Annotated in this window: 28 protein-coding genes and 1 tRNA gene; 17 read left to right on the forward strand and 12 right to left on the reverse strand. The window is 68.3% G+C overall.

The genetic code is table 11. The features are described 5' to 3' along the window. Nucleotides 1–102: 102 nt before the first annotated feature. From rpmF to ROJ8625_RS06130, 8 genes are all read left to right on the forward strand, one after another. Nucleotides 103–309 (forward strand): 50S ribosomal protein L32, encoded by a 207-nt coding sequence (gene rpmF / locus ROJ8625_RS06095; RefSeq protein WP_085790993.1) that lies wholly within the window; start codon nt 103–105, stop codon nt 307–309. 29 nt (nt 310–338) lie between these two features. After that, nucleotides 339–1,469 carry a phosphate acyltransferase PlsX gene (gene plsX / locus ROJ8625_RS06100; RefSeq protein ID WP_085790994.1) on the forward strand — a complete coding sequence of 377 codons (1,131 nt, stop codon included), beginning with the start codon at nt 339–341 and terminating at the stop codon, nt 1,467–1,469. After that, nucleotides 1,466–2,437, forward strand: a complete 972-nt coding sequence (locus ROJ8625_RS06105; protein WP_085790995.1) for a beta-ketoacyl-ACP synthase III — start codon at nt 1,466–1,468, stop codon at nt 2,435–2,437. Before plsX ends, ROJ8625_RS06105 begins: the two co-directional genes overlap by 4 nt. Nucleotides 2,438–2,554: 117 nt before the next feature. Further along, complete coding sequence (ihfA, locus tag ROJ8625_RS06110) at nt 2,555–2,857, forward strand: integration host factor subunit alpha (protein ID WP_085790996.1); 303 nt, start codon at nt 2,555–2,557, stop codon at nt 2,855–2,857. A gap of 8 nt (nt 2,858–2,865) precedes the next feature. Next, nucleotides 2,866–4,425 carry a MerR family transcriptional regulator gene (locus ROJ8625_RS21305; protein ID WP_085790997.1) on the forward strand — a complete coding sequence of 520 codons (1,560 nt, stop codon included), beginning with the start codon at nt 2,866–2,868 and terminating at the stop codon, nt 4,423–4,425. A gap of 83 nt (nt 4,426–4,508) precedes the next feature. Then, nucleotides 4,509–4,585 (forward strand) — tRNA-Pro (locus tag ROJ8625_RS06120). 85 nt (nt 4,586–4,670) lie between these two features. Then, entirely contained in the window at nt 4,671–5,744 is a 1,074-nt protein-coding gene (locus ROJ8625_RS06125) for a 2'-deoxycytidine 5'-triphosphate deaminase (RefSeq protein ID WP_085790998.1), read from the forward strand. Between the two features lie 177 nt (nt 5,745–5,921). Next, entirely contained in the window at nt 5,922–6,581 is a 660-nt protein-coding gene (locus ROJ8625_RS06130) for a DUF1236 domain-containing protein (RefSeq protein WP_085790999.1), read from the forward strand. A 71-nt stretch (nt 6,582–6,652) separates the two neighbouring features. On the opposite strand, the gene ROJ8625_RS06135 is transcribed toward ROJ8625_RS06130, so the two are convergent. The 8 genes from ROJ8625_RS06135 to ROJ8625_RS06170 all read right to left on the reverse strand — a co-directional run bounded on the left by ROJ8625_RS06135 (nt 6,653) and on the right by ROJ8625_RS06170 (nt 15,445). Next, the gene (locus ROJ8625_RS06135; RefSeq protein WP_085791000.1) at nt 6,653–6,868 is read right to left on the reverse strand and encodes a hypothetical protein; all 216 of its coding nucleotides are present in this window, start codon (nt 6,866–6,868) and stop codon (nt 6,653–6,655) included. 83 nt (nt 6,869–6,951) lie between these two features. Then, nucleotides 6,952–7,644 (reverse strand): SMC-Scp complex subunit ScpB, encoded by a 693-nt coding sequence (gene scpB, locus ROJ8625_RS06140; protein WP_085791001.1) that lies wholly within the window; start codon nt 7,642–7,644, stop codon nt 6,952–6,954. After that, on the reverse strand, nt 7,641–8,435 hold the full coding sequence (locus ROJ8625_RS06145) for a segregation and condensation protein A (RefSeq protein WP_085791002.1): 795 nt from the start codon (nt 8,433–8,435) through the stop codon (nt 7,641–7,643). The genes scpB and ROJ8625_RS06145 overlap by 4 nt, the downstream gene beginning before the upstream one ends. Nucleotides 8,436–8,439: 4 nt before the next feature. After that, nucleotides 8,440–9,441 (reverse strand): glycoside hydrolase family 3 N-terminal domain-containing protein, encoded by a 1,002-nt coding sequence (locus tag ROJ8625_RS06150; protein ID WP_085791003.1) that lies wholly within the window; start codon nt 9,439–9,441, stop codon nt 8,440–8,442. Then, nucleotides 9,438–10,463, reverse strand: a complete 1,026-nt coding sequence (locus tag ROJ8625_RS06155) for an SPOR domain-containing protein (RefSeq protein WP_085791004.1) — start codon at nt 10,461–10,463, stop codon at nt 9,438–9,440. Before ROJ8625_RS06155 ends, ROJ8625_RS06150 begins: the two co-directional genes overlap by 4 nt. Before the next feature lie 84 nt (nt 10,464–10,547). Beyond that, complete coding sequence (argS, locus tag ROJ8625_RS06160) at nt 10,548–12,293, reverse strand: arginine--tRNA ligase (protein WP_085791005.1); 1,746 nt, start codon at nt 12,291–12,293, stop codon at nt 10,548–10,550. 74 nt (nt 12,294–12,367) lie between these two features. Further along, on the reverse strand, nt 12,368–14,185 hold the full coding sequence (locus ROJ8625_RS06165) for a cation:proton antiporter (protein WP_085791006.1): 1,818 nt from the start codon (nt 14,183–14,185) through the stop codon (nt 12,368–12,370). Nucleotides 14,186–14,284: 99 nt separating this feature from the next. Further along, nucleotides 14,285–15,445, reverse strand: coding sequence for a deoxyguanosinetriphosphate triphosphohydrolase (locus ROJ8625_RS06170; RefSeq protein ID WP_085791007.1), 1,161 nt, complete (start codon nt 15,443–15,445; stop codon nt 14,285–14,287). A 181-nt stretch (nt 15,446–15,626) separates the two neighbouring features. Between ROJ8625_RS06170 and ROJ8625_RS06175 the strand changes: the two genes are divergently transcribed. From ROJ8625_RS06175 to grxD, 6 genes are all read left to right on the forward strand, one after another. Continuing rightward, nucleotides 15,627–15,950 (forward strand): HesB/IscA family protein, encoded by a 324-nt coding sequence (locus ROJ8625_RS06175; protein WP_085791344.1) that lies wholly within the window; start codon nt 15,627–15,629, stop codon nt 15,948–15,950. A 224-nt stretch (nt 15,951–16,174) separates the two neighbouring features. Next, the gene (locus ROJ8625_RS06180; RefSeq protein ID WP_143535059.1) at nt 16,175–16,864 is read left to right on the forward strand and encodes an alginate O-acetyltransferase AlgX-related protein; all 690 of its coding nucleotides are present in this window, start codon (nt 16,175–16,177) and stop codon (nt 16,862–16,864) included. Continuing rightward, entirely contained in the window at nt 16,864–17,187 is a 324-nt protein-coding gene (locus ROJ8625_RS06185; protein ID WP_085791009.1) for a hypothetical protein, read from the forward strand. The genes ROJ8625_RS06180 and ROJ8625_RS06185 overlap by 1 nt, the downstream gene beginning before the upstream one ends. After that, a complete protein-coding gene (gene xth / locus ROJ8625_RS06190; protein WP_085791010.1) occupies nt 17,184–17,993 on the forward strand; it encodes an exodeoxyribonuclease III in 810 nt (269 codons plus the stop codon). Before ROJ8625_RS06185 ends, xth begins: the two co-directional genes overlap by 4 nt. Before the next feature lie 71 nt (nt 17,994–18,064). Then, nucleotides 18,065–18,307, forward strand: coding sequence for a BolA/IbaG family iron-sulfur metabolism protein (locus ROJ8625_RS06195; RefSeq protein WP_085791011.1), 243 nt, complete (start codon nt 18,065–18,067; stop codon nt 18,305–18,307). A 66-nt stretch (nt 18,308–18,373) separates the two neighbouring features. Continuing rightward, a complete protein-coding gene (gene grxD, locus ROJ8625_RS06200) occupies nt 18,374–18,742 on the forward strand; it encodes a Grx4 family monothiol glutaredoxin (protein ID WP_085791012.1) in 369 nt (122 codons plus the stop codon). A 119-nt stretch (nt 18,743–18,861) separates the two neighbouring features. Here grxD and ROJ8625_RS06205 read toward each other — a convergent pair whose 3' ends face one another. Together ROJ8625_RS06205 and ROJ8625_RS06210 are read right to left on the reverse strand one after the other, a co-directional pair. Beyond that, nucleotides 18,862–19,257, reverse strand: a complete 396-nt coding sequence (locus ROJ8625_RS06205) for a cell division protein ZapA (protein WP_085791013.1) — start codon at nt 19,255–19,257, stop codon at nt 18,862–18,864. After that, nucleotides 19,257–19,793 carry a hypothetical protein gene (locus tag ROJ8625_RS06210; protein ID WP_085791014.1) on the reverse strand — a complete coding sequence of 179 codons (537 nt, stop codon included), beginning with the start codon at nt 19,791–19,793 and terminating at the stop codon, nt 19,257–19,259. Before ROJ8625_RS06210 ends, ROJ8625_RS06205 begins: the two co-directional genes overlap by 1 nt. 227 nt (nt 19,794–20,020) lie before the next feature. On the opposite strand from ROJ8625_RS06210, the gene tkt reads away from it, so the two are divergent. From tkt to ROJ8625_RS06225, 3 genes are all read left to right on the forward strand, one after another. Continuing rightward, nucleotides 20,021–22,036: a transketolase gene (tkt, locus tag ROJ8625_RS06215; protein ID WP_085791015.1), complete on the forward strand. Its 2,016-nt coding sequence runs from the start codon at nt 20,021–20,023 to the stop codon at nt 22,034–22,036. A 12-nt stretch (nt 22,037–22,048) separates the two neighbouring features. Beyond that, nucleotides 22,049–22,909: a hypothetical protein gene (locus ROJ8625_RS06220; protein ID WP_143535060.1), complete on the forward strand. Its 861-nt coding sequence runs from the start codon at nt 22,049–22,051 to the stop codon at nt 22,907–22,909. A gap of 114 nt (nt 22,910–23,023) precedes the next feature. Then, nucleotides 23,024–24,223 (forward strand): PQQ-dependent sugar dehydrogenase, encoded by a 1,200-nt coding sequence (locus ROJ8625_RS06225; protein ID WP_085791017.1) that lies wholly within the window; start codon nt 23,024–23,026, stop codon nt 24,221–24,223. Between the two features lie 138 nt (nt 24,224–24,361). Here ROJ8625_RS06225 and ROJ8625_RS06230 read toward each other — a convergent pair whose 3' ends face one another. Further along, the gene (locus ROJ8625_RS06230; RefSeq protein WP_085791018.1) at nt 24,362–25,336 is read right to left on the reverse strand and encodes a DUF808 domain-containing protein; all 975 of its coding nucleotides are present in this window, start codon (nt 25,334–25,336) and stop codon (nt 24,362–24,364) included. Then, the gene (locus ROJ8625_RS06235) at nt 25,333–25,758 is read right to left on the reverse strand and encodes a DoxX family protein (protein ID WP_085791019.1); all 426 of its coding nucleotides are present in this window, start codon (nt 25,756–25,758) and stop codon (nt 25,333–25,335) included. Before ROJ8625_RS06235 ends, ROJ8625_RS06230 begins: the two co-directional genes overlap by 4 nt. Nucleotides 25,759–25,760: the final 2 nt, after the last annotated feature.

Raw genomic sequence — 25,760 nt, forward strand, 5'->3', positions numbered from 1 at the left:
CTCGGGGCACTATGTGCGCGGTGATTTCCGACATTCACGAGGGCTCCGGGCGCCGGGTGCGCCGCGATCCTGCCCGCAGACAGCAAGCACCGAGGTTGAGACATGGCCGTCCAACAGAACAAAGTATCGAAGTCGCGCCGCAACAACCGCCGGGCCCATGACGGGCTGGTGGCCGCGAACCGCAACGAGTGCGACAATTGCGGCGAGCTCAAGCGTCCGCACCACATCTGTGCGTCCTGCGGCCACTATGCCGAACGTGAAGTGATCGCGCAGACCGACGAGATCGATCTCGACGACGACGCCGCCTGAACTGATCCCCGCCGGATAGGCCCGTTGCCATGAGTTCCCAGCCGGAAATCTCCGAGGCGGGCCAAGGCGAGGTGGTGATCTCGGTCGACGCCATGGGCGGAGACCGCGGCCCGTCGGCCGTGATCGCGGGCATCGCCAAATCGGCGCGCAAGAACCCGGACATCCGCTTCATCCTGCACGGTGACGCGGACGAGTTGCGCCGCCTCGCGGCCAAGCGGCTCTACGCGCGATACCTCGACGGGCGATGCGAGTTCCGCAATGCGCCGGATGTCGTCACGATGGACGACAAGCCCAGCCAGGTGATGCGGCGCGGACAGGACACCTCGATGTGGTCCGCGCTCGAATCGGTTCGCAACAAGGAAGCCACCGTTGCGGTGAGCTGCGGCAACACCGGCGCGCTGATGGCGCTTGCCATGGTGCGGCTGCGCAAGCTGCCGGGCGTAAACCGCCCCGCGATCGCGGTGCTCTGGCCCTCGCGCAATCCGCAGGACTTCAACGTCATGCTCGATGTCGGCGCCGATGTGCGGGCCGATGCCGAGGATCTGCTGCAATATGCGCTGATGGGAGCGTCCTACGCCCGCAACGGCCTCGCGCTCGACCGGCCGCGCGTCGGCCTTCTCAATGTCGGCACCGAAGAGCACAAGGGTCGCCCCGAGATGCGCGCGGCGCACGATCTCATCGCCTCGACCGCGCAGGATTCGCATTTCGACTTCGTCGGCTTCGTCGAAGGCGGCGACATTCCGGGCGATCGCGCCGACGTGATCGTCACGGACGGCTTCACCGGCAACATCGCGCTCAAGACCGGCGAAGGCACGGCAAGCCTGATCGGGGACCTCTTGCGGGAGGCGTTCGCCTACTCGCCGCTGTCGCGCATCGCCTCGGTGCTGGCGCTCACCTCGCTGCGGCGGCTGAAAAAACGGATCGATCCGCGTCGCGTGAACGGCGGCGTCTTTCTCGGCCTCAACGGCACGGTCGTGAAGTCGCACGGCTCTGCCGACTCGACCGGCGTGTCGGCGGCGGTCAAGCTTGCCTTCCGGCTGGCGCAGTCGGGCTTCTCCGACCGTCTGGCAGCGCGGGTTGCATCCGCCGCCGAGCAGGCACAGGATGCCGCTGCGGCCCACGCCAACGAGGATGCCGCGAAGGACGGAACACACGCATGACCACGCGCGCGGTCGTCACCGGATGCGGCCACTACCTCCCCGAGCGGATCGTGGAGAACACCGAGTTCGAGAAGACCCTCGACACCACGGATGAATGGATCCGCTCGCGATCCGGCATCGAACGGCGGCATTTCGCGGCCGAAGGACAGACCACCTCCGACCTCGCCACGCGCGCTGCCCGCGCCGCGTTGGCCGACGCCGGTCGTGACCCGTCCGAGATCGACGCCATCATTCTCGCCACGTCGACCCCGGACCTGACCTTCCCTGCGGCAGCGACGATCGTTCAGGCCGAACTCGGCATGACCAAGGGCTTCGCCTTCGACGTTCAGGCGGTCTGCGCGGGCTTCGTTTACGCGCTCGCCAATGCCGGCGCGATGATCTCTTCCGGCCAGGCGCGGCGCGTCCTGGTCATCGGCGCAGAGACGTTCAGCCGCATCATGGACTGGAGTGACCGCGCGACCTGCGTCCTCTTCGGGGACGGCGCCGGGGCGGTCGTTCTCGAGGCTCAGGAGGGCGACGGCACGTCCGACGATCGCGGTATTCTCGCCACCGACCTCAATTCCGACGGCCGCCACCGCGACATTCTCTACGTGGATGGCGGAGTATCCACGAACTCGACCGGGCATCTGCGCATGCAGGGGCGCGAAGTCTTTCGTCATGCGGTCGAAAAGCTGGCCCAGACCGCTGAGACCGCGCTCGAACGCGCCGGTGTCGGCAGCGACGAGGTCGACTGGGTGGTGCCGCACCAGGCAAATATCCGGATCATCCAGGGCACCGCGAAGAAGCTCGGACTCGGCATGGACAGGGTCGTTGTGACCGTTCAGGATCACGGCAATACCTCGGCCGCCTCTATCCCCCTTGCCCTGTCCGTCGGCCGCGCGCGCGGCCAGATCAAGCAGGGCGATCTCATCGTCACGGAAGCGATCGGCGGCGGTCTGGCCTGGGGCTCGGTCGTTCTGCGCTGGTAGGCGTCTCGAACGCCCGAATCCGCTTGCAGACGGCGACTTAAAAGTCCTTTCACAACCCGTTGATATTGACTCGGAAAAGCCTCGGGGCCAGTCTCGTCGCAAATCCGGGAGGGTAGGATGGGCGAAAAAACGTTGACGCGCATGGACCTGAGCGAGGCCGTCTTCCGTGAAGTCGGCCTGTCGCGCAACGAAAGCGCCGAGCTCGTGGAATCGGTTTTGACGCACATGTCGGACGCGCTCGTCGCCGGCCAGCAGGTCAAGATCTCGTCCTTCGGCACGTTCTCCGTGCGGGACAAGGCGGCGCGTGTCGGTCGCAATCCGAAGACCGGCGAAGAGGTTCCGATCCAGCCGCGCCGGGTGCTTACCTTCCGCCCGTCGCACTTGATGAAAGAGCGCGTGGCGGCCGGCAACAAGGCCTGAGGACACGAATGGCGAAGTCACCCGACGCCTTCCGCACGATCAGCGAGGTCGCGGAGTGGCTCGACACCCCGGCGCACGTCCTGCGCTTCTGGGAAAGCAAGTTCACGCAGGTCAAACCGGTCAAGCGCGCGGGTGGACGGCGCTATTATCGGCCGTCGGACATGGAGCTTCTCGGCGGCATCAAGAAGCTCCTCCACGATGACGGCATGACCATCAAGGGCGTGCAGAAGATGCTGTCGGAAAAGGGCGTGAAGTCCGTCTCTGCGCTGTCGCAGCCCGTGGACATGACGGCGATCGAGGCCGAACCCGCCCTGCCGGAGGCGGACGAGCCGCTTGCACGCATCGCCGACACGCCCCACACCGACGATACGGCCGACCGCCCGACCGACGAGAGCCACGACGAAGAGGTCGCCTCGGCCGGGTTCATCGCGGACGCGGTCCCCGAGGAGCATAGTGGTCACGTCGTGCCCTTCGCCCCGCAGAAGCGCGCGACGGCGCGCGATGCCGAGGTGCCCGTATCCGAGGACGCGGCGGAGGAGACGGCCGCCGGCCCGGACGCACCCGAAACGATCGCGGATGAGGCAGACGTCCCGGCACCGGTCGATGCCGGCACGACGCCGGACGACGCCGACAGCATCGCAGCGTCGGAAGACCCGGCCACGTGGTGGCTCGGGGACGACGATGTACCGGCCGAAACGCCGATGGACGCACCGGCCGAGCCGACCTCCCTCGATCCGGTCGGCGAGCCGCTCGACACTGCCGAGCCGGCCGAAGATGCCGGCCCCCCGACTCTGGCCGAGGAGGAGCCCGCCGAAACCGACATCGGGGACACGCCCGACGTCCGCGACCCTGACCTCACCGAAGACGCGACCGCGGAGGGAGTCGAGCCGGAGCCGGGCTTTCCGGCCGAAGCCGTCGAGACGGGCCTGACAGAGAGTCCAAGCGAGCTTGCACAGGACCCGGAGATGCCCGAGCCTCTGGCCGAGCCCGACGAGACCGTGGACGAGATCGACGAAGCGGAGGACTCCGACATGGAGGCCCCGCGCACCGACGAGGACGTATCGCAGGGCGAGTTGTTCCCCGAAGCCGAGAGCCCTGTTCCGTCCTTTCTCAGCCAGACTCTTGCCGACCGGCTTCGCGATGCCGGGGTCGGACCTGAGCCGCAGGAGGATGCGGCATCGGCCGAGGCAGACCCGGTTGTGGCCGAGAGCATCGGCATGTCCGAGCCGGAGCCCGAGGAGGATGCCGCCGGCGCAGACACGGTCGAGCCCCTTGTCGAAGAGCCGCTGACCACGTTGCCCGAAACCGACGATGGCGACGCGGCCGACGACGACACGGCCCCGGCAGTAGACGAGGAGCCTCTGCCGACGGTGCCGACGACCGAGGAGGCCGAGGCGGCCGAGCCTGCGCTTGCCGGCGCAAGCCCCGGCCCGCCGCCTGAGGACGACCACGCCGAGCCCCCGCCAGGTCCGCTCTTTCATGTCGCCCGGATCGCCCGGCTGACGCCTGCGCAGGCGGCGCAGATCGCGCCGCTGGCCAAGCGCCTGCGCGCGCATCTCGAACATTGAGCCATGAGCGAGAGGCCCCCCAAATTTCCCCGGCGGAGGGGTTGCGACGCCGCGCAAACCCTGTATGACACCGCTCACCAATTCGGGCTATGGCGCAGCCTGGTAGCGCGTCCGTCTGGGGGACGGAAGGTCGCAGGTTCGAGTCCTGCTAGCCCGACCAAATCACCCCGCCATCCGATTTTCTACGACCCGCGTCGGCCGCGTGCCGCGGGATCCGATCGCGCGCGCTGCGCCGGAGCCGTGGCGTGACCGGGGTTCTTGCCAGCCAACAGATCGAGGCGCTCTTCGACGCCGAAGCGGTGTCGTCGGATGCGCCACTGGCCGAGGGCCAGATCCAGCCGGCGAGCCTCGATCTGCGGCTCGGACAGGTGGCCCACCGCGTGCGCGCCTCGTTCCTCGCCGGTGCCGGACGCAGCGTCGCGGACCGGCTCTCCGAATTCGAGATGCACCGGATCGACCTGTCCGAAGGCGCGGTGCTCGAGAAAGGCTGCGTCTACCTCGTGCCGCTTATGGAGCGGGTCGCGCTCCCGCCCGAGATCAGCGCTGTCGCGAATGCCAAGTCGTCGACCGGGCGGCTGGACCTGCTGACCCGCACGATCACGGATGGCGGCACCGAGTTCGACCGCATCGTCGCCGGCTACGATGGCCAGCTTTATGCCGAGATTTGCCCCCGCTCCTTCTCGGTCCTTGTCCGGCCCGGGATGCGGCTGAACCAGATCCGCTTCCGCTCCGGGCGCTCGGTTCTCGACGATGCGGAACTGACCGCGCTTAACGAAGCCGAGACTCTGGTCAACGGAAAGGCCGTGATCGGCGACGGCCTCGGTTTCTCGGTCGATCTCACGGCCGGGCCCGGAGGTCTGGTCGGCTACCGCGCAAAACCCCATACGGGCGTCATAGATCTCGACCGGATCGGCCACTACGACCCTGCCGAGTTCTGGGAAGAGATCCGCACCGAGGACCGGCGCATCATCCTCGATCCCGACGCATTCTACATTCTCGTAAGCCGAGAGGCCGTGCACATTCCGCCGGGCTACGCGGCGGAAATGGCCCCCTACCTCGCGATGGTCGGAGAGTTCCGCGTGCACTACGCCGGTTTCTTCGATCCGGGCTTCGGTCATGCAGGGGCCGGCGGAACGGGATCGCGCGGGGTTCTGGAGGTCCGCTGTCACGAGGCACCCTTCGTTCTCGAGCACGGGCAGGTCGTCGGCCGGCTGGTGTTCGAGCGCATGGACGCTGTACCGCGCACGCTATACGGCGCCGGGATCGCGTCGAACTACCAGGGTCAGGGGCTCAAGCTCTCGAAGCATTTTCGAGCGTAAGATCCTGTTTTGACTGGGAACCGGCGTCAATCCGCCCATGCGCGCTCACGCGCGGACGTCTCTTTGCGCATTCCCTGAAACATGGTCGGACTCCGCCGGAACGGACCGACGCCGTACCGACTTCTTTCGCCACGACGCCCCCGGTGTGGGCGCCCTGAACGCGAAAGGAGAAAGACCATGAAAACCAGAATCATCGTTCTGTCTACGGCCGTTGCCGGCATCCTCGCCACCCCGCTGGCCGCGCAGATGACCGCCTCGACCACGACCGACCTCAACTTCCGCGCCGGCCCCGGGCCCCAATACGCCGCGCAAGGCGTGATCCCGGCCGACACGGCCGTGGACGTCGCCGGTTGCCTCGAGGGCGGGGAATGGTGCGAGGTCACCTATGACGGCGCGACCGGCTGGGCGTACTCGGCCTACCTGACCACGCCGGTCGAGAACGAACCGGTCGTGCTTTATGAGGCGCCGTCGACGGTCGAGATCGAGACGGTGACCTACGAAGAGGGCAATGCCGGTGTCGGCGGCGCGGCTGGCGCCACCTGGGGCGCGGCCGCGGGCTCGCTTCTCGTTGGGGGGCCCGCAGCGGTTGCCGCGGGCGCGGTGCTCGGCGCAGCGACCGGCGCGTCCGGCGCGGTCGAGGAAGAGACGGTGACCTATGTGCGCGAGAACCCGGTGGAGCCGGTCTATCTGAACGGCGAAGTTGCGGTTGGCGCCGGCGTGCCCGAGACGGTCGAGGTCTACGAAGTGCCCGAAGCGGGGTACTCCTATCTCAACGTGAACGAGCAGACGGTGGTCGTGGACCCCGAGACGCGCCGCATCGTGCAAGTGCTGCGCTGACACCTACTGAGACCACTGCGATGATCCCGGCGCGCGTGGCCGGGGTCGTCGCCCTGTTCCGAGTGCCGGGTCTAGAGACGTCCGGCACGCCGCGCGACGCGCATCGCCCGCTTTGCCTGCCGGCTGGTCTTCTTGGCGGATCGGGCCTGCTGCCGCTCTTCGGGAGTCATGTCCTTCGGCGCCTTGCCCTTGCCGAAGGCGGTGTCGATCCCGGCGTTGACGCCTCTCGATATAAGGCGCCGCATGACCATGCGGCCGATCATGCTGATGATCTGGTTGGCGTTCATCGCCGCCTCCTCATGTCTGCTCCGCGCGGAGCATAGGCTGTAATTGTGCGCAATGTTGGGCGCATGCCCGCGCGCCGCGCCCGTCAATCCTCGAACAATTCGCTCTGGCCGGCATCGCTCGCCTCGTCCGCGTCGACGTCGCCCTCGCCCGCCTGGGGCGCGTCCCCGGGCGGCGGACGGCTTTCGAGCAGGCCCGCCGCGCGCAGTTCTTTCAGTCCCGGCAGATCGCGCGCACTCTCGAGCCCGAAATGGTCGAGGAATGTCTCGGTCACCACGAAGGTGACCGGCCGGCCCGGCGTCATCTTGCGCCGCCCGAAGCGGATCCACTCCATCTCCAGCAGCTGGTCCACGGTGCCCCGCGACACCGACACGCCTCGGATCTCCTCGATCTCGGCACGGGTCACCGGTTGATGATAGGCGATGATCGCCAGCGTCTCGATCGCCGCACGGCTGAGCTTCCGGGTTTCCTCGGTCTCGGCGCGCATGAGAAAGCCGAGATCGGGCGCCGTCCGGATCGCCCAGGAATCGCCGACGCGTACGACATGCACGCCACGGCCCTCGTAGCGCCGGCGCAGATGCACCAGCGCCTCGGCTGCGTCGCAGCCATGCGGCATCCGCGCTTCGAGCTCCTTGACGGTGACCGGTTCGCTCGCGGCGAACAGCATCGCCTCGACCATTCGCTCCTGCTCGGCCATCACCGGCGCGTCGAACAGGCTCTCGCGCGGCGCTGCGGTGTCCGGTTCTTCCGGCTCAGGCGCGTCGGTGTCGTTGCTCATGAGCGGCCGTCCGTGCGCCGGATCTCGATGGGAGCAAACGTCTCCGACTGACGTATGTGAACGCGCCCCTCCTTCACCAATTCGAGCGATGCGGCAAAGGTCGCCGCCGTGGCCGAACGCCGCTTCACCGGATCGTCGTGCCATCCGTCGGGCAGGTAGGCGGAGATGTCCGTCCACGTGCCCGCGAAGCCGATCATGCCCCGCATCCGGTCAAGCGCCTGCTCCATCGTCCAGACGCGATCCCGGTCCATCACGAAGGGGCGGAACTCGTCCCGGGTGCGGATGCGGGCATAGGCCTGCATCAGGTCGAGAAGATTGGCGGTGTAGCTGACCCGCTTCACCCGCTCGATCCGCTCGGGCAAGCCGCGGGCAAAGACATCGCGGCCGAGCCGGTCGCGCGCCATCAGCTGCGCGGCGCGTTCGCGCATGGCCTGCAGACGCTCGAGCTGGAACGCCAGGTGCGCGGCCATTTCCTCGCCCGAGGGCCCCTCTTCCTCCGGATCGGGGGGCAGCAGGAGCCGCGACTTCAGGAACGCGAGCCACGCGGCCATGACGAGATAATCCGCTGCCAGCTCGATCCTGAGCGCCTTCGCCTGTTCCACGAAGGCGAGGTATTGCCGGGCGAGGTCGAGCACGGAGATCTTGCGCAGATCGACCTTCTGCGTCCGCGACAGCGTCAGAAGAAGGTCGAGCGGCCCCTCGAAGCCGTCCACGTCGACGATCAGCGCCTCGGCATCGAGGCGCTCGGCAACGCTCATATGCGCGATCTGCGGCTCGGTGTCGTCGCTCATGGCCTCAGGCAGGACGTTCCGTGGGAAGCGCCTCAAGCTGCGCCGCGAGGTCGGCGATGTCAACGTCCGGTGCCGGACGGCGGGCGGCAAGCGCGGCCTCGGCCCGGGTTTGCGCCGCGTCCGTCATCTCTCCGACAGCCCGCATCAGGCCCAGCATTTCGGTCATGTCGCCGTTGCAATGCAGCACCGCATCACACCCTGCGGCGATCGAGGCCGCGCCGCGCTCGCGCACTGTTCCCGAAAGTGCCTCCATCGAAATGTCGTCGGTCATCAGGAAGCCGTCGAAGCCGAGCCGGTCGCGGATGAGCGCGATCATCGTTTTCGACACGGTAGCCGGCGCCGTGTCGAGCGCCTCGAACACGAGGTGCGCGGTCATGCCGAGCGGTTGGTCGGAGAACGGCCGGAACGCCGCAAAATCGGTGTCCTCCAGCGTATCGAGCCCGGCCTCGATCCGCGGGAGCGCCAGGTGGCTGTCGAGCTGCGCGAGACCGTGGCCGGGCATATGCTTGATCACCGGCAGCACCCCGCCGTCGAGATGCGCCTGCGCCACGGCGCGGCCGATCTCGATCACCAGGTCCGCGGTTTCGCCGTAGCAGCGGTTTCGCAGGAACCGATGCGTATCGGGGCGCGCCACGTCAAGCATCGGCGCACAGTTGCCGTCGATGCCGTAGCTGCGCAGTTCCGCCGCGATGACGCGGTAGCGCAGGTACATCGCGCGCCCGGCATGGGCCCGATACTGCCGTACATGGTCGAGCGGCGCCGGCCAGTCGCGTGCGAGCGGCGGGCGCAGGCGCTGCACGCGCCCTCCCTCCTGGTCGATAAAGATCGGGGCGTCGCGTCCGACGCTTTCGCGCAGTTCCCCGGTCAGTGCACGCAGTTGCGCGCCGTCTTCGATGTTCCGCGCGAACAGGATGAAGCCGAACGGATCAGCATCACGGAAAAAACGTGTTTCGGCGCCCGACAGCCTCGGCCCGGCGCAGCCGAGGATGGCGGCGCCGAACGTCATCGCGCGACGACCGGGATACAGTCCGCGTTGCCGGCGACAAAGGCCGCGCAGAAGCGGCGCGCGTCCGAAAGGGAGTCAAAGCCGTGTGCCCGCAGCCGGTAGAAGATCTTGCCACCCGACGAGGCACGCTCGATAACCCGGTCGTGGCCGTCGAGATACTCGCTGAAGCGCCCGGCCAGCCTGCTCCATTCCTCGCGCGCGGTCTCGGGGCTGTCGAAGGCGCCGAACTGCACGAGCCGCGTGCCTTCGGCGATCTGGTCCGCCGCGATCTCGCGCGTGTCTGGCGCACTCGGCGGCGCCGCCGCGGCGATCCGGTTCGCGAGCGCGACCGGCCGCAGCGCCGGCCGGCGCGACGTGGAGACGCCGGGAACGCTCGCGGGGATGACGCGGAATTCCGGCTCGGCCGGATCAACGGCGCCAAGAGCCTCGGCGACGACACGGTCGATGGCCGCGGCCTCGCGCTCCTCGGGCGTCGCCTCCGCCGTCTCGGCCTCCGCCACGGTGTCCTCGGAGAGATCGGACAACGGCGCAGCGCCTTCGGCCAACTGATCGGCCAGCGCCCGGATCGCCGTCTCCGGATCGTCCGAGCTCGCCGTCAGTTCGGCCAGCGTCGGAAGCGGCCCGGGCGCCACTGCACCGGAGGGCGCCGGCGGCGGCGCGATCTCGGCGAAGGCCACGTCCTCTTCCGTCAGGTCCGGCTCCGACGGTGCGAGTCGCAGGGTGTCTGCGGGTTTCGACGCGGTGCCCGTGCCGGCCACGGCGTTCACCGACAGTCCCTGGTGATCCGCGGGCCGCCCGCCGGGGCGTTCGGGCGCCATGCGCATCGGCCCCTCGGCCGCCAGGACAACGGGAATGTCGCCCACGTCGCGCAGGATGATCTTGGTGCCCCACACGCCGATTCCGATCACGAGGCCGAGCGACATCGCCGCCCCGGCGTAGTTCGTCCACCGGGCGAGTCGTGCCTGCATTGTCGCGAGAAAGCCCGGATCCGCCTCCGGACCCGAAAGGTCATTGTCCGCCATCACTGCCCTTTGCCGGCCTTTTTGGCGGATCTGGCCCGCCGCCGGTCACCTGCTCTGCCAAGTCACCGGCGGCGCGTTGTTTTGTCAGCGCATTTCTTCTGCCGGCGTGACACCCAAGATACCCAAACCGGCCGAGATGACAACCGAGACGGCCCGCGCCAAAGCGATTTTCGAGCGGCTCGTGTCCGGATCGTCCTCCTGCAGGAAGCGCAGTGCCGTTTCGTCGTTGCCGCGGTTCCACAGCGTGTGGAGCGACGAGGCCAGTTCGTAGAGGTAGAACGCCACGCGGTGCGGCTCCGACGTTCGCGCCGCGATCTCCACGAGTCGCGGCCATTCGGCGAGTTTCCGGGCCACGTCGAGCTCGGCCGGATGATCTGTACCGGACAAATCGGCGTTGGCGAGCACCGGATCGTCGACGTGGATCCCGGCCTCGCGCGCCTTGCGCAGAACGGAATGCACCCGTGCGTGCGCGTATTGCACGTAGAAGACCGGGTTGTCCTTCGACTGCTCCAGCACCTTGTCGAAATCGAAGTCGAGCGGCGCGTCGTTCTTGCGGGTCAGCATCACGAAACGGGTGACGTCCGGGCCCACCTGCTCGACCACGTCGCGCAGGGTCACGAAGGTCCCTGCCCGCTTGGACATCTTGAACGGCTCGCCGTTCTTGTAGAGCTTCACCAGTTGGCACAGCTTGATGTCGAGTGGCACGCGGCCGTCAGACAGAGCCGAAACCGCAGCCTTCATCCGCTTGACGTAGCCGCCGTGATCGGCGCCGAACACGTCGATCAGCAGATCGTAACCCCGGCCGACCTTGTCCCAGTGATACGCGATGTCGGGAGCGAAATAGGTCCAACCGCCGTCCGACTTCATGATCGGGCGGTCTACGTCGTCGCCGTGCGCGGTCGAGCGGAACAGCGTCTGCTCGCGCGGCTCCCAGTCCTCGGGCGTCTTGCCCTTGGGCGGCTCCAGCGTTCCGCGATAGATCAGGTCCTTTGCGCGCAGCGTCTCGATCGCCTCTTCGATCCGGCCGGTACCGTAGAGCGACTTTTCGGAGAAGAAGCGATCCATCTCGACGCCGAGAAGCGAAAGATCGCCGCGAATGAGGTCCATCATCGCGGCGGTCGCGAAATCGCGGACGGGCTCGAGCCACTCGGCCTCGGGCGCCTCGACATAGGCATCGCCGACCTTCGCCTTCAGGGCCTCGCCCACGGAGATCAGGTATTCGCCGGGATACGTGCCGTCGGCGAACTCGACCTGGTGGCCATGCGCCTCGAGGTAGCGAAGGTAGACGGACCGCGCGAGCGTATCGACCTGGGCACCGCCGTCGTTGATGTAGTACTCGCGCGTGACCGAGTAGCCGGCATAGGCCAGGAGCGCGGCGAGCGCGTCGCCGAACACGGCGCCGCGCGTGTGGCCGACATGCAGTGGTCCGGTCGGGTTGGCCGAGACGTATTCCACGTTCACCGCCTTGCCCTGCCCCAGCCCGGAGCGGCCGTAGTCCGCGCCTTCGGTCAGCACAGTACGGGCGACCTCCTGCCAGACGACGTCGGACAGGCGCAGGTTGATGAAGCCCGGTCCCGCAACCTCGGCCGACGCGACGCGCGGATCGGCCGCGAGCTTCGGGGCCAGCGCCTCGGCGATGTCGCGCGGCTTCTGTCCGGACGGTTTGGCCAGCACCATCGCCGCGTTCGTGGCCATGTCGCCATGCGCGGGATCGCGCGGCGGCTCGACGGTCACCGGCCCGAGGTCGAGCCCCGCGGGCAGCGTGCCCTCGTCGGTCAGCGTTCCGATCGCGCCGTGGACGAGCGCGCCGATATCGGTGAAGAGGTTCATCTTGGGTGTCCCGGATATGTCGGCGCTCGTCTATCCACGCGCGGACGAAGCGTCAACGCGGCGCCGTCACCCGCTCATCCGGTGCGCCGCTCCTCGCGCCGCGGCGACAGCGAGACCAGCCGCAGGCCGGCGCGATCCTCGGGCGCGTCTTCGGGCCCCAGAAAGCGCAGGGCGCCGCCCTCGCTCAGTGTCGCGACGGGGACCGCGTCGGGATTTCGGGTGCGCCAATCCTCCAGCCCGAACTCCTCGGACAAGGTGGTGGCCCGGAACTCCCAGCCGTCGCGCAGCCGCGCCTGCGCCTCGTCGAATGTCTCGTCAGCCGCGATGGCGCGCCCGCCGAGCGTCGCCGGCAGCGCGTGGCGGCGTGACGTGTCTTTCGTTCGACGCAACTGGTAGACGTTCTCACGGCCGAACTCCGGCGCGAGGTCGGTGGTGACCAGCGTGTTGTAGGCGTCGTTGTCGGTCGCGGCGACCACCTGTTCGTAGCGCACGAGGTCGAGCCGGTGCTCGGCCTCCTCCGAGAGCACGTCGCCGAAGAAGGTCTCGATGCCCGCTTCTCGCGCCGCGCGCAGGTGGGCGTGGTTCGGATCCGCGATCATCACCGGCAGATCGAGCTTGGACAGCGCCGAGGCAAGCGCCACCGACCAGCGCGACCCGCCGACAATCAAGACGCCGGGCCGGTCCGCGGCCGTCAGGCCGAGCGCGCGGGCCATCGGCGCGAGCGCGAAGCCGTGCAGCACCACCGTCGCGCCGACGAGCGCGAAGGCGAGCGGCGCCATCGCCTCGCCATCCGGCACGCCGAGCTCGGCCAGCCGCTCTCCGAAGAGGCCCGCCACCGCGACCAGCACCACGCCGCGCGGCCCGGTAAAGGCCACCAGCAGCCGCTCGGCCCACGGCACGTCGGAAAAAGCCAGCGACAGCAGTACGGCGAGCGGCCGCGCGAGGAAGACCACGGCAAGCACGAAGAGAAGCGCGCGCAGATCTAGGCTCGCCAGGGTCGCGCGGTCCATGTTCGCCGCCAACAGGATGAACACGCCCGACACCAGCAGCACGGTCGCATGCTCCTTGAAGCGGCGCAGCTCGACATACGAGGGCAGCTCCACGTTCGCGATCCAGAGGCCCATGAGCGTCACGGCGAGCAGGCCGGATTCGTGCAGAACGTGATCCGACGCCGCGAAGACCGCCAGAACCGCGGCGAAGAGGACCGGCACCTTCATGTATTCCGGCACCCTGCCCCGCGCGAAGGCGCGCGCAAGGCCCCAACCCGCAACGAGGCCAAGGACCGTCGCCGTCGCGATCCCGATGAGCAGATCGGCCGCCGCAGCCCCGGCGCCGGTCGCCGTGCGCAGGACCAGCACGACCTCGAAGGCGAGAACCGCGGCGAGCGCACCCACGGGATCGTTGACGATCGCCTCCCATTGCAAAAGCGCGGCGGGCCGGCGGCGCAGCCGCGCCTGCCGCAGCAGCGGCGCGATCACCGTGGGGCCGGTGACGATCATTATGCCGCCGAACACCGCCGACGTCTCCCACGTCAAGCCCGCGCCCCAATGCAGTGCCGCGGCCGACGCGATCCAGCCGAGCGGCGCGCCGAGGACAACGAGGCGCCGCACGCCCGAGGCGGCATCGCGCAGCCCGTGGATGTCGAGGCTCAGCCCGCCTTCGAAGAGGATGATCGCCACCGCGATCGCGACCATCGGCTGCAGAAGATCACCGAAGTCCCGAGAGGGATCGAGCAACCCCAGCCCCGGCCCGACGATCAGACCCGCGAGCAGCATCAGAACGATCGCCGGCATACGAAGCCGCCACGCCAGCCACTGCGCCCCGACGCCGAGCGCGCCCACGAGCGCAAAACCCAGAAGCGGGGCAAGACCCGGATCGGCGGGGGTGGCCATATGTGTCGTCTCCTGTCACGCGCGGGCTGAGCGTGGTTTAGCACGGTCGTCCGCCGTGGCGAGTCCCGGTGGGCGGGGGGCGCCCGGCCCGGTGCGGGGTCAGGTGGCGTCGGCCAGCACGTCGCGTCCGGTCAGGCGCGCGTGGCTCTGCAGCGCGTAGCGATCGGTCATCCCGGCGATGTAGTCGGCCACGAGGCGGGCGCGCGTCGTCTCGTCGGTCGCGGCCCGGATCTCGGGCTGCCAGCGGCCCGGCAAAAGGTCGGGCCGCGCCATGTAGATAGGGAACAGCTCCTCAACGACCTCGGTCACGCGGGCCCGCTGCGCCATCACCGACGGCGCACGGTACATCTGGTGAAACAGGAAGGCGCGGATCTCTGTGATCGCGGCCGTCATGCCCGAAGAGAAAGCGATCACCGGGTGCCCGAGGCGGCGCAGCGCATACGCGTCGCGCGGCTCCGCCGTGTCGAGCGCGACGCGCGCGGTGTCGATCACGTCGGCCACCATTGCGCCGAAGACCCGGCGCAACGCCTCGTGCCGTCGGCGCGACGTATCGGTCTGCGGATAGAGGCGGTCGACCTCGGCGTAGCAGTCGCGCACCACCGGCAGGTCGGCGATGTCGCCTTCGGTGAACAGGCCCGCACGCAGCCCGTCGTGCAGATCGTGGTTGTTGTAGGCGATGTCGTCGGCAAGGGCCGCGACCTGCGCCTCCGCGCTCGCATGGGTGTCGAGTTCCAGCGACTGGCGGGCCTCGTATTCAGCAAGGGCATACGGCAGCGGCGGGGCGACGGGGCCGTTGTGCTTGGCGATGCCCTCGAGGGTCTCCCACGTAAGGTTGAGACCGTCGAATTCGGCGTAGTGCCGCTCGAGCCGGGTGACGATGCGGATGGTCTGCGCGTTGTGATCGAAGCCGCCATGCGGCGCCATGAGCGCGTCGAGCGCATCCTCGCCGGTGTGGCCGAACGGCGTGTGCCCGAGGTCGTGCGCCAGCGCCACCGCCTCGGTCAGATCGGTATCGAGCCCCAGCGCGTTCGAGATCGTGCGCGCCACCTGCGCCACCTCGATCGAATGCGTGAGCCGCGTCCGGAAGAAGTCGCCCTCGTGCTCGACGAAGACCTGCGTCTTGTGCTTGAGCCGCCGAAAGGCGGAGGCGTGGATGATCCTGTCCCGGTCGCGCTGATAGCAGGAGCGGAAGGCGCTTTCCTCCTCCGAGTGAAGGCGGCCGCGCGAACGGGCCGGGTCGCAGGCATGAGGCGCGCGCATGAGATCGGGTCCTGACGTTCGAAGGGCCGTTCTTGTGACCGGGTCGCGCGGTCCATATATTGGGTTTTGCGGTGAAGGGGAACCGCTGGTACCGCTTGGCCGTGCCGCCCCGCCGGGTCCTGCCCGGACGACCGCCGCACCGACATGTCGCATGACCCGAAAGATCCCGGAGCTTCGCCAGATGCACCTGCCGCCCAAAGTCACCGACCGCGCCTTCGCCCGGCTCGCCGAGATCGGCGCCGCGAAGGATGGCACCGCGCTGCGAGTCGCCGTCGAAGGCGGCGGCTGTTCGGGGTTCCAGTACGATATCCGCCTCGACGCCCCCGAAGACGGCGACCTCGTGCTCGAGGGCCAGGGCCAGAAGGTGATCATCGACGAAGTCTCGCTGCCGTTCCTGGAAAACGCCGTCATCGACTTCACCGAAGAGCTGATCGGCGCGCGCTTCGTCATCGAAAACCCGAATGTGGCGAGTTCCTGCGGCTGCGGCACCAGCTTCGCGATGTGAGGTCGGAACGGCCCGCGCGGTGACGTGACGGGCCGCCACATTCGTGGTCCGGGCGAAGCTGATCGGCCGCTTCGCGAACGTGCCGATGCGGCCACTTTCATCTAAATCACACGAAATCCGCTACGTTACCACGACGTCAGAACACTTCGCTAACGGCTTGCCGATACGAGCGGAGTGCGCGACGCCCCGCCCGTGTCACACACGTGATCGGAATGGGGGATTCGGTGTTATCAAGGCTTAAGGCGACGCGCACGGCCGGGCTGGAGGTCGAGAATGACGTTCTCATCGGACGCAACGGGACGCTGTTCATCTTTCAGGGCGGGCACAAGCTATACGAGCAGGCTCAGGGCAAGCACCCGCTGACCGCGGAAGCGCGGGATGCCTTCGCGCAGAATCTCCGAAGCCGTCGCGCATTGTGCGCCGAGCGTGGGATAGGCTTCGCCCACCTCTTTCCGCCGGACAAGCAGGTGACCGTGGCCGAGGATTACCCGCTGCGCGACGTCTATTCGATTGGCGCGGCGGTGCGCGAACAGCTTGATGCGCCGTTCATATGGGGTGGCGATATGCTGACGCGCTCCGACTTCCACCGAACCGACAGCCATTGGAACATCCACGGGCAATTCAAGATGATGCCCCCGCTCCTACACGAGCTCGGCCTCGATGACCTTCTGCCGGAGGTTCTGGGCTGGCGCGACGGGCTGGCGGAACGGAAATTCACGGGCGACCTCGGCGTGAAGTTGAGCGCGCAACCGTCGGAGATCGCCTCGGTCCTTCCGCCGAATCCCGACACGACGCGCTACGGAAATGGACTGAAGCCCGCGGGCAACGAGGGCACGATAGAGGTCGTGCTGAACCGCAAGCCGCTTGTCCGGCGCACGCTCCTCGTCTTCGGAACCAGCTCCACGCAGGTCTGATGCCGCTCTTGTCACGCATCTTCGAGGTGACGGTGCATTGCCGTGCACGTTTCCTGCACCGCGACGTGCTCGACATGGTAAAGCCGGATTTCTGCGTGACCCAGAACCTTGAGCGGTATTTCTGGTCGACCCGCAGCGATCTCAACGCGCTGCCCTTCTTCCTGATCCCGCATCTGCGGGACCGCGAGCCGGCTTATTCGCAAAAGGCACTGGAGATCATCGGCGCCACGTTCAGCCACGGATCGTTGCGCCACGACGCGATGTTGAGGATGTTGCGTCGAGGCCGGTTTCCCGGCGCCCATCTCAGACGGATCCAGCCATGAAGATCGCGACCTTCAACATCAACGGCGTCAAGGCGCGTATTCAGACGCTTCTGGACTGGCTCGACCGGGCCGAACCGGACGTGGTCCTGCTGCAGGAGATCAAGTCCGTCGACGAGGCGTTTCCGCGCGAGGCGATCGAGGACAAGGGCTACAACGTCGAGACGCACGGCCAGAAAAGCTTCAACGGTGTCGCGATCCTGTCGAAACATCCGCTCGAGGACGTAGTGCGCGGTCTGCCGGGGGACGACGACGACGAACAGGCGCGCTGGATCGAGGCGACGGTGACAGGGGACGCCCACGCCGTGCGCCTCTGTGGGCTCTATCTGCCGAACGGCAACCCCGTGAGCTTCGATTCCGAGGGTCGTCCCGAGCGCAACGGAAAGTATGGCTACAAGCTCGACTGGATGGCCCGGATGGAGGCGCGGGCGCGCGATCTTCTCGCCGCCGAGATGCCGGCGCTCATGGCGGGCGACTACAACGTCATACCCCAGCCCGAGGACGCGAAGCGCCCGGACGCCTGGGCCGAGGATGCCCTGTTCCTGCCCGACAGTCGCGCGGCCTTTCGGCGCGTCCTGAACCTCGGCTTCACCGAAGCGTTCCGCGCCCGGGTCCGCGGCCCCGGGCACTATTCGTTCTGGGACTACCAGGGCGGCGCTTGGAACCGGGACAACGGCATCCGGATCGACCACGTTCTTCTCACGCCACAAGCTGCGGACCTGATGACGGATGTCGGCATCGACCGCGAGGAGCGCGGGTGCGAGAAACCCTCGGATCACGTGCCGGTCTGGGTCGAACTCGCCGCCTGAGCGCTCCCTTGTTCCCCGCCGGACGCTCGCATACATTCCGGCTTCGAGGACAGCAGGGAGTCACGCCGCACATGGCCATCGAGGCGACAGAGATCGAGGCGCTGATCCGCGAGGCGTTTCCCGACGCCCGGATCACGATCACGGACCTAGCCGGAGACGGCAATCACTATGCCGCCGAGGTCATCGACGAGAGCTTTCGCGGCCAGAACCGGGTGCAGCAGCAGCGCGCCGTCTACTCCGCGCTGAAGGGCAAGATGGACGGCTCGCAAGGCGAACTCCACGCGCTTGCGCTCACCACCAAGGCGCCGGAATGACCCGGGCCGCGACGTAGCGGCCACACACAGATCACGGGGCGCCAGCCCCAGAGACCGGAGGCAGAGATGACCACCACCGACGCGCACAGCCGGATCGAGGAAACCGTGAAGGCCAATGACGTGGTGCTCTACATGAAGGGCACCAAGACCATGCCGCAATGCGGGTTCTCCTCGCGCGTGGCGGGCGTTCTCAACTACATGGGCGTGGAATACGCCGACGTGAACGTGCTCGCCGACGAGACGATCCGCCAGGGCATCAAGGATTATTCCGACTGGCCGACGATCCCGCAGCTCTACGTCAAGGGCGAGTTCGTGGGTGGCTGCGACATCATCACCGAGATGACGTTGTCGGGCGAGCTCGATCAGCTGTTCGAGAAGGAAGGCGTCGCCTATGACAAGGACGCCGCCGAAAAGATCCGCGAAGCGAACGGCTGAGACCGAAAGACCGCTTTGAGCAAGGGACGTGCCGAGGCGATCGGCACGTCCTTTTTCGTTTTACGCTACATGAGCCGCCCGCATCCCGCCGCAGGGCGCGCGCTGCCTCGGCGCCAATACTAGTCGCGAGTCTTTTCCTCGACCTCTTCGGCAAGGGCCTCGGCCCGCGCTGCAAGTTCGGCCAGTGCATCGGTCATTTCGGCGGGAACGACCGGCACCTCGATACGCTCGGGCTCGGGCGGCGCGGCGTCTTTCAGAGCAACGAGCTCGGCGTTGAGTGCCGCGACTTTCTCTTCGGCCGCCTCGGCACGCTCTTCCATGCCGGCGGTCTTGTCGGCGAGCATCAGTCCAGCCATCAGCAGCATCCGAGCCTCGGGCACACGGCCGAGCTGGTTCACCAGGACCTGCGCCTCACCGTCCAGCATGGCGGCAGCCGAGTGAAGATAGGCTTCCTCGCCGTCCTGGCAGGCCACGGTGAAGCTGCGCCCCCCGATATGGATGTCGACCTCGGGCATCAGGCGTCCTCCTCGGTTTCGGCGCCGGTCTCGGCCGCGGTCCCTTCGGCGGCCTCGGTCAGAAGCGGCTCCAGCGCCGCGAGCAGCGCGGCGCCCTCGGCCTTGTCGGTCGCCCGCGCGGCACGGATCGACTCGAGCTCCGCCAGCATCGCCTTGTTGATCAGGTGCGGCTCGCCCACGTTCTCGGCGACGGCGCGGCTCAGTTCCTCGTTCGTATCCCGCAGCATGTCGTTGGCCCGGCGCAGACGGCCGAGCTCGCCATCGAGCTGCGCCAGCGCCTCCCGGCTCGCCGCCACCTGTTCGCGCAGTTCGGCGACCTGTCGCTCCTGCTTGTCACGGATGCCGCGCACGCGCTCCTCGAGCTGGGCGTTGGCGAGACGCTCGTCTTCGAGCGCGGCGCGCAGATCCTCCAGTTCCGCGGGATCGGCCTCGGGCGCGGCGGGCGGCGGCGTTGGACGGTCGAGCTGCCCGACCCCCTTTCCGATCCGCTCCAGCGCGGCGGCGATGCGGCCCTGAAGCTCGTCGATATCGCTCATCTCTCTGCCTCTCGTTCTGCGGGCGGCCCCGGCCCGTGCGTGTCGTCCGCCACATTGGCCCGTTGACCGACCGGCGAATCGCGGTTGCGCGGCCGTGACGTCGGGCGCGCCCCGATGCAAGAGTGCTCCTGCTGGCCTGTCAAGGCCTTGTGGGCCGAGCTTGAACTTCGGTCCCGCCCTGATATGAGCGTCGCGACAGGATGAAATCGCGAGAAGGACCGCGCGAGGTGGATATCGAGACGCTGCGCAGCCGCGCCCCCGATCACTGGATGACCGCCGCGGCCATCCGCACGCTGACGCTCGATGCGGTCGCGGCCGCGAATTCGGGCCATTCGGGCATGCCGATGGGCATGGCCGACGTCGCGACCGTGCTGTGGTCGAAACACATGAAGTACGACGCGGCCCACCCGGACTGGCCGGACCGCGACCGCTTCATCCTGTCCGCCGGGCACGGATCGATGCTGCTCTATTCGCTGCTCTACCTGACCGGTGATCCCGAGATCACGCTCGAGGAGATCCGCAACTTCCGCCAGCTCGGATCGCAGACGGCGGGCCACCCCGAGAACACGCTCGCCCGCGGGATCGAGGTCACCACCGGCCCGCTGGGCCAGGGGCTCGCGATGTCGGTCGGTTTCGCCATCGCCGAGGAGAGCCTGCGCGCGCGGTTCGGCAAGAAGCTCGTCGATCACCATACCTGGGTTATCGCCGGCGACGGCTGCCTCATGGAAGGCGTGAGCCACGAGGCGATCGCGCTGGCCGGACGCCAGCAGCTCGGCCGGCTCATCGTGTTCTGGGACAACAACGCGATCACCATCGACGGCAGCGTCGATATCGCCGACCGGGTCGATCAGCCGGCGCGCTTTGCCGCCGCCGGCTGGCACGTGCAGGAGATCGACGGCCACGATCCCGAAGAGATCGACGCGGCGATCACGGCAGCCAAGAGCGACCCCCGCCCGTCGATGATCGCCTGCAAGACGCATATCGCGCTTGGCCACGCGGCGCAGGACACCTCCAAGGGGCACGGCGCGCTGACCGACGGCCAGCAGCTGATCGATGCCAAGGAAGGCTACGGCTGGGGCTACGGCCCGTTCGAGATCCCGACCGAGATCAAGGAGCGCTGGGAAGGCTATGGCCGTCGCGGCGCCGAAGACCGCACCGCGTGGGAAGAGCGGCTCGCCGCCGCATCCGCCGCGCGCCAGGCCGAGTTCCGCCGCACCTTCGCGGGCGATGCGCCCAAGAAGCTGTCGGCCACGATCAAGGCGCTCAAGAAACAGGTCTCCGAAACCCAGCCGAAGGTCGCGACGCGCAAAGCCTCCGAGATGGTGCTCGAAGTCGTGAATCCGATCGCGCCCGAAACCCTCGGCGGGTCCGCCGACCTGACTGGCTCGAACAACACCAAGACGGCCGATCTGGGCGTGTTCGACATCGAGGAGCGCAAGGGCCGTTACATCTACTACGGCATCCGCGAGCACGGCATGGCGGCCGCGATGAACGGCATGGCGCTGCACGGGGGCATCCGGCCCTACGGCGGCACGTTCATGTGCTTCACCGACTATGCCCGCCCGGCGATGCGCCTTGCTGCGCTGCAGGAAGTTCCGACCGTATTCGTGATGACCCACGATTCGATCGGCCTCGGCGAGGACGGTCCGACCCACCAGCCGATCGAGCATCTCGCCATCAGCCGCGCGACGCCGAACATGCGGGTATTCCGCCCCGCCGACGTGGTGGAGACCGCGGAGGCCTGGGAACTGGCGCTCACCGCGCACGAAACCCCGTCGGTCCTGTCGCTCACCCGCCAGGGCCTGCCGACCGTGCGCACCGCACACAAGACCAAGAACCTGACCGCGCAGGGCGCCTATGTCCTCGCCGAGGCCGAGGGCAAGCGCCAGGCGATCCTGCTCGCGACCGGTTCCGAGGTCTCCGTCGCGCTCGCCGCACGCGACAGGCTGCAGGCCGAGGGAATCGGCACGCGCGTCGTCTCCATGCCCTGCTGGGAGCTTTTCGCCGAGCAGGACGAAAGCTACCGTCGCAAGGTGCTTCCGGCCGGCCCGGTCCGCGTCGGCGTCGAGGCCGCCTGCGGCTTCGGCTGGGATCGCTGGCTGTGCGGCGAGCGGGGGCGCGAGAAGAAGGCGGGCTTCGTCGGGATGGACAGCTTCGGCTCGTCAGCCCCTGCAGAGGAACTCTTTGCGCATTTCGGCATCACCGCCGAGGCGGTCGCCGCGCGCGTGACCGCCCTGCTCTGAGGTCAAACGGCGATGCCCACCGCGCCGAAATCGGGGCCCGGGCCAACCGCGCGCATGGTCGCCGGCGCCCGGCGCCTGCTGGGCCGGCTGGCCGCTCCGGCGAGTGCCGGCAGCGTGCTGTCGCCACCGGCCGGCGGCGACGCGTCGTACGAATACAAGCGCGTGACGCTCGTCGTGAATCCGGGGCTGCTGGCCGAGAGGCTCGGGCGCGAGACGCTCGTCTGTTGCGGGGCGGCGCGCGGCATGACGTCGGTCGTCGCCTACACGCTGTTCGATCAGGGCTACTTCCTGGGTGAGCGGCTTCAGCACCGCAACTTCGAGGACGTGGACATGCGCCGCGCGATCCCGCCGCGCGACCAGATGCTGCGCCCCCTGGCGAACCGGCCGGACTTCACCACGCTCGTCGCCGCGCGGAACGCCGACTACACGCGCTGGGGATTCAAGATCCCGCACGCGGTCGAGCACGTGCCCGAGCTCTGCCGCCTTCTGCGCGACCCCGTCATCCTGCTGTGCGTGCGCAACCCGGTGGGCACCGGCAAGTCCATCGTCCAGCGGTCGGAGACCGAGACCGGCGGCATCGACCAGATCATGCACGCGTCGCTGCGCTGGGTGCCGGCGCTGCAATACCTCGTCGGCCAGGCGGATGTCCCTGCCCTCATATGCGACATGGACATCGTGCGCCGGCGCCCCTTTGCCTTCGTGCGCGACCTCAAGGAGGCGCTGGACCTCGAGGGCGACGCAGACGCCATCGCCGAGACGATCGGAACCGCGGGATACAAGCGCGCCGAGGCGCGGCCCGGCATGACCTTCGTCAGCGACGACGCGCCGGCGAGCGACGCCGCCCCGGACGACGCGGACCGACCCGCGCCGTAAGCCCGCGACCGCCGCGGTCGATGCCGCCGCACCGGACGCCGCGCCTGATACGGTTGTGATGTGCTGCGACAGATCGCCCGCCTACCTCCCGGGCAGTTTTCGGAGGATATCACCATGCGCCGCTTCGCCATCCTGCTTGCCGGAACATCCACGCTGACCGCCGCCTGCGCGACCGCGCAGGACTTCGAGCGTGGGTCCAGGAACACCGATCTCCAGCCCGCCTACGAGTGGCAGTTCCGCGCCCCGCTCGAGGACTCGGGCATCGCCATCGAAACCAGCGTCGTCGCCGACGGGCTCGTGCATCCCTGGGGCATCGAGGTGCTCCCCGGCGACGCCGGCTATCTGGTGACCGAGCGGCCCGGACGGCTGCGCGTCGTGGCCGAGGACGGCACTCTCGGCGAGCCCATCTCGAACGTGCCCGAGGTTCTGGCCCAGGACCAGGGCGGGCTGCTCGACGTGACGCTCGCCCCCGATTTCGAGACGAGCCGGCGGATCTACCTGACTTACGCCAAACCCCTGGGCGGTGGCGAATCCGCAACGGCCGCCGCCTACGCGACGCTGAGCGAAGACATGACCGCGCTCGAGGGCGTGACCGAGATCTTCGTGCAGGAACCGGGCTCCACCGTGCCGAAGCATTACGGCAGCCGGGTGGAGCTCGACGATGCCGGCCACGTCTTCATCACCACGGGCGAGCACTCCTCGCAGCGCACACGGGTCTATGCGCAGGATCTCGACAAGACCTACGGCAAGACGATCCGCCTTACGCGCGACGGCGCTGTGCCGTCGGACAACCCGTTCGTCGGCCAGGACGGTGCGGTGGACTCGATCTGGTCCTGGGGGCACCGCAACATCCAGGGCGCGATGGTCGTCGACGGCACGCTCTGGACGATCGAACACGGCCCTGCCGGCGGCGACGAACTCAACGAGATCGAACCCGGCGCGAACTACGGCTGGCCGGTGATCTCCTACGGCGAGCAATACAGCGGTGGGCCCATCGGCTCGGGCGAAGCGCAGCGTGAGGGCATGGAACAGCCGGTCTATTTCTGGGACCCGGTGATCGCGCCGGGCGGCATGACGATGTACGACGGTGACGCCTTCCCAGACTGGCAGGGCGACGTCTTCATCGGCTCCCTCGCGCCCGGCGGCATCGTCCGGCTCGAATTGCAGGACGGGCGCGTCGCTGCCGAGGAACGGCTGCAGATGGACCTCGGCCGCGTGCGCGACATCACCGTCGACGACGATGGCGGCCTGCTCGCGATCACCGACTTTCGCAACGGTGAGATCGTCAAGCTCCTGCCGGCGAATTCGGGCTGAGGGGCGCCGACGGTCGCGGCGCGATGGCGTCGCGGACGGGAGCGGGGGGCCAGCCCCTCGCGCTCCCCGGAGTATTTCGGCCAAGAAGAAGGGGAGTGCAGCCCGGGCGCGACTCGCCGGTGCTGGTGCCGTGCCGGCTCAGGCGGCCTTGCGGTCGCCGAACAGCGCGGTCCAGACCGGGGCAACGAACCGTGTGCCGATGGGGATGAGCGCGGCACCGAGCGCGATGCCGAGCAGACCGTCGCAGAGGGCGGTGACGGCCCATTCCACAGTGCCGTGCATCCCCTCCGGCGTGGCGCCGGCCACGGCGACCGCGATGGCGTGGATGACCTCTTCGGGCCCGTGCCAGCCCATCTGGGCGAGACCGTGCACGATGATCGAGCCGCCGACCCAGAGCATCGCGGCGGTGCCCACGACCGACAGCGTCGTCATCACGCGCGGCATCGCCTTGACGATGCCGCGCCCGAGACCGCGGCCCGCGCCAGTGCGGCCCGTCTGCGCCAGCCAGAGGCCGATATCGTCCATCTTCACGAGAAGCGCGACGGCGCCGTAGACCGCGGCGGTGATGAGGACCGCGACGGCCGCGAGCGTGGCGGCTTCCATCCAGAACCCGCTTTCGGGAATCGCCGCAAGCGCGATGGTCATGATCTCGGCCGACAGGATGAAATCGGTCTTGATCGCGCCTGCGACCTTCTTTTCCTCGAGATGCTGGTCGCTGAGATTCTGCGTTTCGGGCGGGCGCGCGTCGGCGTCATGGTGGTGGAAGAGCGCGTGGTAGAGCTTCTCGGCGCCCTCGAAACACAGGTAGCCGCCGCCCAGCATGAGAAGCGGCGGGATGAGCCACGGCGCGAAAGCCGACAGCAGCAGACCGGCCGGCAGCAGGAACACGAGCTTGTTGAACAGCGAACCGCGAGCGATCTTCCAGATGATGGGCAATTCGCGCGCGGGCGGAAATCCGGTGACGTATTTCGGGGTGACCGCGGCGTCGTCGACCACCGCCCCGGCGGCTTTCGAGCCCGCCTTCAACGCCTGCGCCGCGACGTCATCGACGGAGGTCGCCGCGACCTTGGCGATGGCCGTGACGTCGTCGAGTAATGCCAGAAGTCCGCTCATGCGCGCCGGTCCCCGTCTGATGCCGCCCCGACCGACCCTAGCGACGCGGCGGACCGGTGCAAGCGCGACACCGCGAAGCGACCCGGCCCGTGCGCGGCGAGGCACAGGCAACCCCCGGCGATCGCCCAGTTCTTGACGAGGATGCTCATCTGCCAGGGATCGTCCGGAACGAAATGAAACACGCTGGTCACCGCGCAGTAGGCCGCCAGGAGCGTTGCGACGGCTGGCACACGGACCCCCGCGACGAGCGCGAGGCCGGCGGCGAGATTGAAGGCGAGTGCCGGCCAGAGCAGGATCTCAGGCAGGCCGCGCCCGGCAAGGAGCGCCGCGGTGGGCGCGGGATCGAGCGCCTTCTGGATCGCGCCGGCGAGAAACAGCGCCGCGATCAGAACGCGGCCGACGAGAACGGCGAGGTCGGGCATCG

The sequence above is a fragment of the Roseivivax jejudonensis genome, from assembly GCF_900172265.1.
Lineage (GTDB): Bacteria > Pseudomonadota > Alphaproteobacteria > Rhodobacterales > Rhodobacteraceae > Roseivivax > Roseivivax jejudonensis.